At 47.2% G+C, this 12,501-nt stretch carries 11 protein-coding genes; all 11 read left to right on the plus strand.

Annotated elements, in window-relative coordinates; translation table 11 throughout:
- The first annotated feature begins 16 nt into the window (after positions 1–16).
- The 11 genes from hemB to DQN70_RS02955 all read left to right on the plus strand — a co-directional run bounded on the left by hemB (position 17) and on the right by DQN70_RS02955 (position 12,096).
- Entirely contained in the window at positions 17–991 is a 975-nt protein-coding gene (gene hemB / locus DQN70_RS02905) for a porphobilinogen synthase (RefSeq protein WP_023937848.1), read from the plus strand.
- A gap of 6 nt (positions 992–997) precedes the next feature.
- A complete protein-coding gene (gene hemL, locus DQN70_RS02910) occupies positions 998–2,287 on the plus strand; it encodes a glutamate-1-semialdehyde 2,1-aminomutase (RefSeq protein WP_023939259.1) in 1,290 nt (429 codons plus the stop codon).
- Positions 2,288–2,483: 196 nt separating this feature from the next.
- Positions 2,484–3,839 (plus strand): Na(+)-translocating NADH-quinone reductase subunit A, encoded by a 1,356-nt coding sequence (locus tag DQN70_RS02915; protein ID WP_042225593.1) that lies wholly within the window; start codon positions 2,484–2,486, stop codon positions 3,837–3,839.
- Positions 3,840–3,866: 27 nt separating this feature from the next.
- Positions 3,867–5,102, plus strand: a complete 1,236-nt coding sequence (locus tag DQN70_RS02920) for an NADH:ubiquinone reductase (Na(+)-transporting) subunit B (protein WP_036889635.1) — start codon at positions 3,867–3,869, stop codon at positions 5,100–5,102.
- Between the two features lie 13 nt (positions 5,103–5,115).
- The gene (gene nqrC, locus DQN70_RS02925; protein WP_023937852.1) at positions 5,116–5,940 is read left to right on the plus strand and encodes an NADH:ubiquinone reductase (Na(+)-transporting) subunit C; all 825 of its coding nucleotides are present in this window, start codon (positions 5,116–5,118) and stop codon (positions 5,938–5,940) included.
- 4 nt (positions 5,941–5,944) lie between these two features.
- A complete protein-coding gene (gene nqrD, locus DQN70_RS02930; RefSeq protein ID WP_023937853.1) occupies positions 5,945–6,577 on the plus strand; it encodes an NADH:ubiquinone reductase (Na(+)-transporting) subunit D in 633 nt (210 codons plus the stop codon).
- A 41-nt stretch (positions 6,578–6,618) separates the two neighbouring features.
- Entirely contained in the window at positions 6,619–7,236 is a 618-nt protein-coding gene (nqrE, locus tag DQN70_RS02935; protein WP_023937854.1) for an NADH:ubiquinone reductase (Na(+)-transporting) subunit E, read from the plus strand.
- Between the two features lie 45 nt (positions 7,237–7,281).
- Positions 7,282–8,520 carry an NADH:ubiquinone reductase (Na(+)-transporting) subunit F gene (nqrF, locus tag DQN70_RS02940; protein WP_023937855.1) on the plus strand — a complete coding sequence of 413 codons (1,239 nt, stop codon included), beginning with the start codon at positions 7,282–7,284 and terminating at the stop codon, positions 8,518–8,520.
- A 526-nt stretch (positions 8,521–9,046) separates the two neighbouring features.
- A complete protein-coding gene (gene queF / locus DQN70_RS02945; protein ID WP_023937858.1) occupies positions 9,047–9,520 on the plus strand; it encodes a preQ(1) synthase in 474 nt (157 codons plus the stop codon).
- Positions 9,517–10,383: a diacylglycerol/lipid kinase family protein gene (locus DQN70_RS02950; protein WP_023937859.1), complete on the plus strand. Its 867-nt coding sequence runs from the start codon at positions 9,517–9,519 to the stop codon at positions 10,381–10,383. Before queF ends, DQN70_RS02950 begins: the two co-directional genes overlap by 4 nt.
- A 54-nt stretch (positions 10,384–10,437) precedes the next feature.
- The gene (locus DQN70_RS02955; protein WP_023937860.1) at positions 10,438–12,096 is read left to right on the plus strand and encodes a dipeptidase; all 1,659 of its coding nucleotides are present in this window, start codon (positions 10,438–10,440) and stop codon (positions 12,094–12,096) included.
- Positions 12,097–12,501: the final 405 nt, after the last annotated feature.

The raw sequence follows: 12,501 nt of genomic DNA on the forward strand, positions 1-12,501 counted from the left end.
AACAGACATAATTAATATGTTCCCTGAAACCAGACTTCGCCGTCTCAGAAGCACGGCACAAATGCGAGCTATGGTACGTGAGACTGCCCTCGCTCCGAGCGATTTTATCGCTCCTCTTTTTGTTGTACACGGACAGAATATAAAGGAAGAGATCTCTGCCATGCCGGGGCAGTATCGTTTCTCTATAGATCGAGTGGTAGACGAATGTCGTGAATTAGATGCCGAAGGTGTTTCTGGTGTGATGCTCTTCGGTATTCCAGAGCACAAGGATGCCACGGGATCTGAGGCATATAGCCCGGATGGGATAGTACAGCAGGGGATTCGGGCGATAAAGAAAGCTCTGCCTCACTTTATCGTGATAGCTGACATTTGTATGTGTGAATATACCGATCATGGGCATTGCGGTATTATACATGATCATGATGTAGATAATGATGCAACACTGGAGTATCTGTGCAAGCAAGCTGTGTCCTTGGCCCAAGCTGGAGTGGATATGGTAGCTCCCTCCGACATGATGGATGGCCGCATCAAAGCTATGCGCAAGGCTTTGGACGAAAATGGCTACACCAATTTGCCTATCATGGCATATTCGGCCAAGTTTAGCAGTGCTTTTTATGGCCCTTTCCGTGAAGCTGCAGACTCGGCTCCTTCCTTTGGAGACAGACGCTCTTATCAAATGGATCCGGCCAATGCTAATGAAGCCATCCGTGAGATCCGAGCCGATATAGAGGAAGGAGCGGACATCGTGATGGTCAAGCCGGCTTTGCCTTATCTGGATATTATCCGACGTGGTACCGAATTATTCGACCTGCCTATGGCAGCCTATCACGTGAGTGGAGAATATGCCATGGTTAAGGCTGCTGCGGCTAATGGTTGGATAGATGAGGATCGTATCATATTGGAATCTTTGATAAGTATCAAGCGTGCCGGAGCCAAGATCATCATTACCTATTTCGCCAAGGATGCCTCTCGCCTGCTTAACAAACGATAAATCGCTATGAATACAAAGCTCTCCGAAGCCCTTTTCGAGCAAGCCAATCGTTATATCCCAGGAGGAGTAAACAGTCCTGTACGCGCTTTCCGCAGTGTAGGGATGAATCCTCTTTTTATCGATCATGGCAAGGGTAGTCATATCTTCGATGTGGATGGCAATGAATACATAGACTTTATATCATCTTGGGGCCCCCTTATTTTAGGGCATGCCAACCCCACCATCCAGACGGCCATCCAGGCAGAGGTTGAGAAGGGAACCAGCTATGGAGCCTGCAATGCATTGGAAGTGGAGATGGCCAAAGCCATATGCTCTTTCTTTCCTTCTACCGAGAAGGTAAGGATGGTCAATTCCGGTACCGAAGCCACAATGAGTGCCATACGGTTGGCTCGTGGTTATACGGGGCGTTCGCGTATCATCAAGTTCGATGGCTGCTATCACGGACATGCAGATAGCTTCTTGATCAATGCCGGTTCGGGTTTGGCGACCTATGGTGCAAGTGGTAGTGCCGGAGTCACAGAGCATACTGCACACGACACGTTAGTGGCAGTGTACAATGACATTAATTCTGTGCGTAATCTGCTTGATCTCTATCCGCAGGAAATTGCGGCTGTGATCATTGAGCCCATTATGGGTAATATGGGGCTGATCCTGCCCAAGAATGGTTTCTTGCAGGAGCTGCGTGAGCTGACAAGAGAGCGTGGTGTACTGCTCATTTTCGATGAAGTCATTAGTGGTTTTCGTGCTGCTAAGGGTGGGGCACAGGAGTTGTATGGAGTTTGTCCGGATTTGACATGCCTTGGCAAAATCATCGGAGGAGGTTTGCCGGTAGGAGCCTTTGGAGGGCGTGCTGAAATAATGGATTTGCTCTCGCCTCTTGGCCCGGTCTACCAAGCCGGGACTCTCTCGGGTAATCCTTTGGCGATGGCAGCCGGTTTGGCGATGTTGAAACAATTGGCAGAAGAAGGTTTCTATGATAAACTGGAAGAAATAGGAGCTGAATTTGAGCGTCTTGTAAGAGAGGCGATTGCCCCCTACAAGAATCTCCTCTCGTTCAATCGGTGTGGTTCGCTTTGTACCCTCTTTTTCAAGTCCGGTGGGGTGAAAATGAACGAAGATGCCAAGCTCTCCGATACGGGACTGTATGCACGCTACTTCCGCATGATGATCGAGCGTGGCATTTATTTGCCTCCAAGCCAGTTTGAGTGCATGTTCCTCGGTGTAGCACACAACACCGAAGATTTGCAGCGGACATCCAAAGCAATGCGGGAGGTGTTGGATATTCTCTTTACTTAATAAAGCCTGTCACTATATCGACAGCCGTATGAGGAGCTCTTTTGAGAAGGGTTTCTCATACGGCTGTTGCCGTTTAGCTCTCTTTACAAAGAACTCAAGCAATAGTCTCATTTTATGTGATTATGACATAAACAAAACCCGAAACTTATTGAGTACCTTTGCACTCTCCAAATTGCGATTTACTAACTACAGATATATGGCAAAGGTTATGAGAATTAAGAAGGGTCTCTCGCTCAACCTGAAAGGGAAAGCCCCAGAAGAGCGTTTGCGCCCACTCTCTCCAAGCTCCACTTATGCAGTGGTTCCGGATGATTATCCCGGTCTGTTGCCTAAGTTGATGGTGCGAGAAGGTGACCGGGTATTAGCCGGAAGCCCTTTGATGTACCACAAAGGAGCGGAGGAATTGGTATTTACCTCTCCTGTTTCCGGAGAAGTGCTGTCTATCAATCGGGGGGCTAAGCGCAAGATACTCAGCATAGAGATCAAACCGGATGCAACAATCGAGTATGCTCCTTTTGATATAAGTCGGGCTGCGAACCTCCCGGCAGATCAGTTGCGTAATTTGCTCCTTTCTTCCGGTATGTGGAGCTTGCTTCGTCAGCGTCCGTTTGATCGGATAGCAGATTTGAGGCAGACTCCCCGGGATATTTTTGTGACAGCTCATTTTACCGCCCCTCTGGCCCCTCGTTGTGCTTATATGTTGGCTGGGCGTGAGGCCGAGTTGCAAGCTGGTCTGTCAGCCCTGGCAAAGCTCACTCAGGGCAAGGTGTATGTGGCAGTAGAGCCGGGTGCTTTCCCGAATTTGAAAGAGGTAGAGCGTGTGGAGGTCTCCGGACCTCATCCGGCTGGTCTTTGTGGAACGCTTATCAATAAAATTGCCCCTGTAAACAAAGGCGAGATGGTATGGACGCTCAAAGCCACTGATGCAGCTGTGATAGGCCGTTTTTTGCTGACAGGTAAGACAGATTTCAGTCGTCCTGTAGCTCTCACCGGAAGCGATGCAGCTCAGCATGGCTATACCGAGTTGTTGCCGGGTTGTCGAGTACGTGAGGTGTTTGCAGATGCGCTCTGTGTCAGAAAAGAGCATGAGCGTGTGATTTGTGGAGATGTGCTCACTGGGCGCAAACTTGACGACAGCAATCCTTTCTTCCCACAAGGTTGTGATCAAATCACTGTGATTCCGGAGGGAGACGATGTAAACGAGTTTTTTGGTTGGGCTACACCTGGCTTCGGCAAGCTTAGTCACAGTCGTAGTTTCTTCTCTTGGATGAGTCCGAAGAGCCGAGAATATGTGGTTGATGCCCGTGTGAAGGGAGGCGAGAGGGCGATGATTATGAGCAACGAATATGACAGAGTATTTGCTCTCAATATTTTGCCCGAGTATTTGCTCAAGGCAATCATTGCCTTCGATATCCCCAAGATGGAAGATTTGGGGATTTATGAGGTAGCCCCGGAAGACTTTGCCCTCTGTGAATTTGTCGATACTTCCAAGATAGAGATACAGCACATTGTACGTCAGGGCTTAGACCTGCTCTACAAAGAAATTAACTGATCACAAACCCGCTAATTTATCAATACAGTGAAAGCGCTAAGAAGAACATTAGACAAGATGAAGCCTACCTTCCAACCCGGAGGTAAGCTCTCTGCTTTTCATTCGGTATTCGAAGGGTTTGAGACCTTCCTCTTTGTACCGAACAAGACTGCCCGTACGGGTGTGCATATCCATGATGCTGTAGACTCCAAGCGTACCATGACAGTTGTGATCATGGCCCTTATGCCGGCTCTACTCTTTGGTATGTACAATATTGGTTACCAACACTATATGGCTGTCGGTCAGCTGTCTCAGGCTGGATTTTGGACACTCTTTGCCTTTGGTCTCTTGGCTGTTTTGCCCAAGATTGTAGTGTCTTATGTTGTCGGTTTGGGTATCGAATTTACCATAGCTCAGAAGAAACACGAAGAGATACAGGAGGGATTCCTTGTTTCCGGTATGCTTATCCCTATGATTGTACCCGTGGACACTCCTCTCTGGATGATAGCAGTAGCAACCGCTATTGCTGTTGTTTTTGCTAAAGAAGTTTTTGGCGGCACCGGTTATAATGTGTTCAATGTGGCCCTTGTGACACGCGCAATCTTGTTTTTTTCTTACCCGAGCAAGATGAGTGGAGATGAGGTCTTTGTGCGTACCGGCACCAGCTTTGGTATGGGTAGTGGCACTGTGGTCGATGGCTTTTCCGGAGCAACTCCTTTGGGGCAGATAGCAGTATCCTCTGACACTGCGACTCCTATAGCTGAGCAACTGCACAATATTATGAATAACCCGTTGGATCTCTGGCACCAATTCTTGGGGCTGATCCCGGGATCTATAGGGGAAACCTCCAAGTTGGCAATTCTATTGGGAGCTATTCTTCTCATCTGGACGGGTATCGCTAGTTGGAAGATTATGCTTTCCGGTCTGGCTGGAGCCTCATTCATGGCATTCATTTTCAATCTTTTTGGCAGCACACCAGCTATGCAGGTTAGCCCTTTGCAGCACATGTTGCTTGGTGGTTTTCTCTTCGGCTTGGTATTTATGGCAACAGACCCTGTTACATCGGCTCGCACCGAGACTGGTAAGTGGGTCTATGGCTTTTTGGTCGGTCTTATGGCTGTCTTCATTCGTGTGCTCAACCCCGGCTATCCGGAGGGTATGATGCTTGCTATTCTTCTGATGAATGTTTTTGCTCCACTGATCGACTACTTTGTGGTGGATGCTAACATCAAGATGCGCAAACGCAGGCTAAGCAAATGCAAACAGGGAGTAAATGCCCAATAATCAACAGACGGTTATGAATAGAGAAAGTAATTCATATACAGTAGTCTATGCCACCATCATGGTGGTACTTGTGGCAGTGGCTCTGGCATTTACAGCTCAGGCCCTGAAGGAGACACAGGACAACAACGTGAAAATAGACAAGATGCAGCAGATCCTCCGTTCGGTAGGTATTGTAGAGAACGCCAAGTCTGCTGTTATTGATAAGTACAGATCAACGATCAAACAAGAACTTCTGGTCCGTGCCGATGGCTCTATTGCCCAAACTTATGAAGGAAACAAAATTGCCGACAATGAGGCATTTTCCCTTAACACGGCAAATGCTTTCAAGGAATTGAGCAAGGGCAAAAAAGATCTGACTATGCCGGTCTATGTGGCCGAAGTAGCCGGTACTACCAAATATATTTTCCCTCTCAACGGAGCCGGTTTATGGGGGCCGATTTGGGGATATATTTCGGTAGATGAGGATTGCAATACGGTATTTGGTTCGGATTTCGGACATCAGGGGGAAACTCCGGGACTCGGAGCTGAAATCGCTACTCCCAAATTTATTGATCAATTCTCTGGCAAAACGCTTTTTGATAAGGATGAGTTTGTTAGTATAGCTGTCGTGAAACCTGGTCAGAAACCTCATCGTGAAGGGCAGGACTATGTAGATGGAATATCCGGAGGAACGCTCACCAGCAATGGAGTAAATGAAATGCTTTTTTCTTCCCTCCGGCATTACACTGCATTTCTTATGCAGCACCGTGCTACAGCAGATACGCCTGCTCTTTCTTCTGCTGATGGCGAGGAAGCAGTGCAAGATGTTTCAATGACAACCGTAATCGAAAACAACTAAGCATATGGCACTCTGGAATAAGAAAAATAAAGAAATCTTACTGTCTCCATTGAGCAAAAACAACCCTGTGATTGTGCAGATGCTCGGTATTTGCTCTGCTCTTGCTGTTACAGCTAAGTTGGAGCCTTCGATCGTGATGGCTATATCGGTGACTATTGTGGTGGCTTTTGCTAATGTGATTATCTCACTGTTGCGCAAGACGATCCCGTCTCGGATACGTATTATTGTGCAGCTTGTTGTGGTGGCAGCTTTGGTAACGGTTGTGAGCGAGCTCTTGCAGGCCTATGCATATGATGTGAATAAACAGCTGTCGGTATTCGTTGGCCTGATCATCACCAACTGTATCCTTATGGGGCGTCTTGAAGCTTTTGCTCTTGGCAATGGGCCATGGGAGAGTTTTCTCGATGGAATTGGTAATGGAGCTGGCTATGGACTGGTATTGATAGTGATCGGATTTTTCCGTGAGCTATTTGGCTCGGGTTCTCTGTTGGGCATGAGAATAATCCCCGAATCTTTCTATGAAATGGGTTATGCCAATAATGGCCTAATGGTTATGCCTCCGATGGCGCTGCTTCTGGCAGCTTGTATCGTTTGGGTACACCGTGCTCGAAACAAAGACTTGCAGGAGGAGAACTAAGCAACAGCAGTGTCACACAGTAATAAAAGCCAAAACAAACAATGGATTATATAAGCTTATTTGTCCGCTCGATCTTTGTGGACAACATGGTTTTCGCTTTCTACCTGGGGATGTGTTCCTATCTGGCCGTTTCCAAAAATGTGAAAACCTCCATAGGTCTGGGTGCAGCTGTGACTTTCGTCTTAGTATGTACGTTGCCTATCAACTATATGCTTGAGAATTACGTCCTGAAAGACGGGGCCCTGGCGAGCTGGCTTGGCGAGACTTTCCGTGGCGTAGATTTGAGCTTTCTTTCGTTGATCATCTTTATTGCGGTAATTGCCTCATTTGTGCAGCTTGTGGAGATGGTGATTGAGCGTTTTAGTCCTGCGCTGTATAACTCTCTTGGGATTTTCCTGCCGTTGATAGCTGTCAATTGTGCTATTCTCGGGGGATCACTCTTTATGCAACAGCGAGAATTTGCCAATGTCGGTATGGCTACGGTCTATGGCTTTGGTTCGGGGATTGGTTGGATGCTTGCCATCGTTGGTATGGCAGCCATACGTGAGAAGTTGCAGTACTCCGATATCCCCAAGCCCTTGCGTGGATTGGGAATTGCCTTTATCATCACCGGATTGATGGGAATTGCTTTCCTGAGCTTCTCCGGGGTCAAGTTTTGAAGCTGACAAGTATATAAGTCCAACTCATAGATCAGTCGAATCGAAATGATGCAGATAATACTTACGAGTGTGGTTGTCTTTGTGGTCATCACACTCATCTTGGTGATAGCTTTGCTATTTGCCAAGAGCAAGCTGGTTCCTTCAGGAACAGTAAAGCTCTCTATTAACAACGACAGCAATTTGGATGTGCCTATTGGAGGAACTTTGCTAAATACACTGCAGTCCAACAATATCTTTCTCTCTTCGGCTTGTGGTGGAGGTGGTAGCTGCGGACAGTGTCGCTGTCGTGTGGAAGAGGGTGGAGGACAGATCCTGCCTACCGAGATTCCCCACTTTACCTATAAGGAGCAGAACAACCACTGGCGGTTGGCTTGCCAAACGAAAGTGAAGGAAGATATGTCTATCCAGATACCGGAGAGTGTTTTTGGGGTGAAAGAATGGGAGTGCGAAGTCGTATCGAATCGCAACGTATCCACCTTTATCAAGGAATTTGTAGTACGTCTGCCCAAGGGTGAGGTGCTGAATTTCCAGAGTGGTAGCTATGCACAGATCTCTATCCCCAAGTATGACATCAAGTACTCCGATATGGAAGTCGAAGAGAAGTTCCGATCGGATTGGGATAAGTTCAAAATGTGGGATCTCTCTGCTCGCAATGATGAGGAGACCGTGAGAGCCTATTCGATGGCCAATTATCCGGCAGAGGGCAATATCATCACACTCAATGTCCGTATTGCTACTCCTCCTATTGACCGCAACACCCATACTTGGGCAGCGGGCATACCGGCCGGTATTTCTTCCTCCTACATCTTCTCTCTCAAAGCGGGAGACAAGGTACGTATGAGTGGGCCCTACGGAGACTTCCATATTCAAGATACCAATGCCGAGATGCTCTATATCGGAGGAGGAGCTGGTATGGCACCATTGCGTGCTCATATACTGCACCTCTTCAAGACTCTCAAGACTGGTCGTAAGGTATCTTACTGGTATGGAGCTCGCTCGAAGAAAGAGATCTTCTATGAAGAAGACTTCCGAGAGATAGAGAGAGAGTTCCCCAATTTCTCTTTCCACATAGCTCTTTCTGATCCGCAGCCGGAAGATAACTGGACCGGATACACAGGTTTCATCCATCAGGTGATTCTTGACAATTATCTCAAGGACCACGAGGCACCGGAGGATATCGAATACTATATGTGTGGTCCTGGCCCAATGGCCAATGCCGTGAAGGTGATGCTCGACAATCTGGGCGTTGCACGAGAGCAGTTATTCTTCGACGACTTCGGTTGATGCACTGTTGGGTAGCTCCGACTTTGCGAGCTATTTAATCTCTTGTTTATCAGAAATTCGAGTTGCCCTATAGCTCTCGAAGATTACAAACGGCTGTCACTCTGTGAGGAAGAGTGGCAGCCGTTTGTTTTTGTACAAAAGCTAATTCGGTCAAGGAACGAAGGATTTTCTCGCCTCTTGGATTATCGGATGCATTTGATCATTACACAATAAGAGGGTAGGGCTATGATAAACATGTTGCTTAGCTCATGTTGCAACATACTTCTACCGGGAGTTCAGCCTTGACACGCCAATTGGCTGCCTATGTTGCACCTCTACCAAAGGAGTGCTGCTATCTTCAGCAGATAATTCGATAGATTCGCGATCCAAGGAAAACATATTCTGATGCAGTTGCCTTGATAGGAGGCTGCTGCGGCACAGAGGTTTGTAGAAAAAAGCCTTTCTTTGTAGCCAAGCTGTCGTAGCCGGGGCTTTGTAGTCGAATTTGTAGGCTGCGACACAGATGTTTTATTATTAAGCTATTTCGATGTATAGTACGAAAGATAGAGATCAAGAGTTGAGTGCCCTTGGTAGCAAAGTTGATTATAAGCAGGATTATGCACCCGAAGTGTTAGAGGCTTTTACCAACAGACATCCTGATAATGACTATTGGGTGCGCTTCCACTGCCCCGAGTTTACCAGTCTTTGTCCCATCACGTCTCAACCCGATTTTGCCACAATTTATATTGACTATATCCCGGGTGAACGAATGGTGGAGAGTAAGAGCTTGAAGCTCTACCTGTTTAGTTTTCGTCAGCATGGAGCTTTCCATGAAGATTGTGTCAACATCATCATGAAAGATCTTATCGCACTTATGGATCCCAAGTATATAGAAGTACTGGGAGACTTTACCCCTCGTGGTGGTATCAGCATATTGCCCTACTGCAACTATGGTCGGCCGGGTACCAAGTATGCCGAATTGGCCGAGCAGAGATTGTTCCTCCATCAGTCACCGAGATGAAAATTCTTGCTATCATCAACCCCATAGCTGGAGTTGGGGAGAAGAGCCAAGTCCCTTCTCGATTGGCCAAGGCTATTCAAGACACGGACCATCAGTTGGCTGTTACCTACACCAAGAGTGCAGGTCACGCCGCTCAGATCGCACATCAGGCGATAGAGATGGGTTTTGAGGCAGTGATAGCGGTAGGAGGAGATGGCACTGTCAATGAGATCGCCTCTGTCCTGAGGCATACTGATGTTACATTGGGCATTATCCCCAAAGGTTCCGGCAATGGTTTGGCCAGAGCTTTGCATATCCCCATGACCATCACAGGAGCTATAGATCGCATTGTCAAAGGCAATGTCCGCACTATTGATTGCTGTATGGCTAATGATCACGCCTTTTTCTGTACCTGTGGTTTGGGGTTTGATGCTAAGGTGAGCGAAGAGTTCTCCAAAGCCTCTCGGCGAGGCCCTCTGCAATATGTTTTCACCACAGTATCGGAGTTTCTCACTTATAAGCCGGAATTTTATCATCTGTGTATAGACGGGCAATGTTTTTCGCAAGAGGCCTTCGTCCTCACGGTAGCCAATGCCCCACAGTATGGCAATAATGCCTATATCGCCCCCGGTGCAAGTCTTGAAGACGGGATCATGGATGTGGTCGTGATTAGTCCTGTGAAGCAAGTACAGGGGCCAGTCTTGGCCTTGCAGCTATTCACTGGGAAAATAGGTAGTAATAAACACCTGGATCGCTATTCCGCCAAAGAGTTGGTGGTGGAGCGTTCTTCTTCGGGCATGGTACATCTGGATGGGGAACCGATTGAGATGGGCAAGGAAATTAAGATTGTCGTACAACCGGCAGCTGTGCGTGTTTTTGTTTAGCTCTCTGCTCACTGTATAATCCAACTGACAACACCTAAAACAACACAATACAAGATGAAAGTAAAACTTCTATTCGCAGCTTTGGCTGTTGCTTTGACTGCGGGTTTGCGCATGCCCGAGGCATCGGCTTGCACTAATCTGATCGTGGGTAAGAAAGCCTCGAAAGACGGCTCTGTAATGGTCTCCTATTCGGCAGACTCTCATGTACTCTATGGAGAGCTTTACCATTATCCGGCTGGCAAACATGCCAAAGGAACGATGCGTAAGATCGTGGAATGGGATACCTACAAGTATCTGGGCGAAATACCCGAGGCCCCCGAGACATACAATGTGATCGGCAACATGAACGAACATCAAGTCCTCATTGGTGAGAGTACTTGGGGAGGACGCAAGGAGTTGCATGAGCCGAATGGCATTATGGACTATGGAAGTCTGATTTATGTTGCTCTGCAACGCTCGAAGACAGCCCGTGAAGCAATTAAGGTAATGACCGACTTGGTAGAGAAGTATGGATACCACAGTAGTGGGGAGAGCTTTAGCATTGCCGATAAGAATGAGGTTTGGGTTTTGGAACTCATTGGTAAGGGCAAGCATGAGAAAGGAGCTGTATGGGTAGCTATTCGTATCCCCGACGATGCTATCAGTGGGCATGCCAACCAAGCTCGTATACAGCAGATCCCATTCAAGGACAAAGCGAACTGCATGTACTCCAAAGATGTGGTTTCTTTTGCTCGCAAGATGGGCTACTTCAGTGGTAAGGACAAAGATTTTAGCTTCCAGGCAGCTTATAATCCTTATGATGCAACCGGCTTGAGGGGCTGCGAAGGCCGTGTGTTTGCCTTCTTCAATAAGTTTAGCAAAGATGCCAAGCAATATGAAAATTTCATCTTGGGCAAGAGCGATACGCCTATGCCTCTCTACATCAAACCCGACCGCAAACTCTCTGTAGGCGATGTCCGTGATATGATGCGTGATCATTACGAAGGGACATGTCTGGATATGACCAAAGATGTTGGAGCAGGCCCCTACCATGTGCCCTACCGCTGGAGACCGATGACTTTTGTTGTTGATGGCAAAGAGTATGTCAATGAACGTGCTATTGCTACACAGCAAACCGGTTGGGTCTTTGTTGGTCAGCTGCGTTCGGAGCTGCCCGACCCCATAGGAGGGGTTTTGTGGTTTGGTACGGATGATGCCGATATGGCTGTCTTTACTCCGATTTACTGTAGCGTGACCGAGGTGCCCGAATGCTATCGACAGGGCAATGGAGATATGCTTACTTTCTCTTGGACTAGCTCTTTCTGGATTCACAACTGGGTGGCCAATATGGCTTATCACAAATACAGCTTCATGATAGAAGATATTCGCAAGGTACAACGTGAGTTGGAAGGAAGCTACGATGCGCAATTGGTGCCCATGGCAGACAAAAAAGCATTGGAGCTTTTCGGACAAGACCCAGCTCAGGCAACGACATTCCTCAATCAGTTCTGTGCGCTCAACTCCAATGCTGCTACAGCACGATGGAAACAGTTGGGCGAGTATCTGTTGGTGAAGTATATAGACGGGAATGTCAAAAAGGAGAAGGATGGCAAGTTCTTGCGTGATGAAAATGGTAATACCCCTATGCCTAATCAACCGGGCTACGATGAAAAGTATTATCGCAACATCGTGGAAGATACCGGAGATCATTTGCTTATCGGACCGGCTAACTGATCCCTACAATAAGGTATTATAAATACGAGCAGGCTGCAGCTGTATTGCTGTGGCCTGCTTTGTTTTTGGGAGAGAAATCCTGGGAACTACTACTTTGAGGAGATCATATAAGCACATATTGGAGCTTTGTCGTATTGAGTAGTGATCTCAAAAAAAGCAGATAAGAGAGAGCTTGTTTTTCTTCTGTTGAAGTTGGTGTGTTTTGTAAATTTTTGGCCATGGCGAAAACCAGAGAAAATAGGATAAAAGGGACTGTACAGACAAGAGGAACCTCACCTCTTTTTTGCATTTTTCTGACACCTCAAAATGTCGATGAATAGGGCATTCTGAAAGGGGGCAAATTCTCTCCTGTGAGAAATTTTGCTAACACAGGAGAGAATAATATTTTCCTCAGGAGAGAATTTT

It is taken from the genome of Porphyromonas crevioricanis (assembly GCF_900476255.1).
Lineage (GTDB): Bacteria > Bacteroidota > Bacteroidia > Bacteroidales > Porphyromonadaceae > Porphyromonas > Porphyromonas crevioricanis.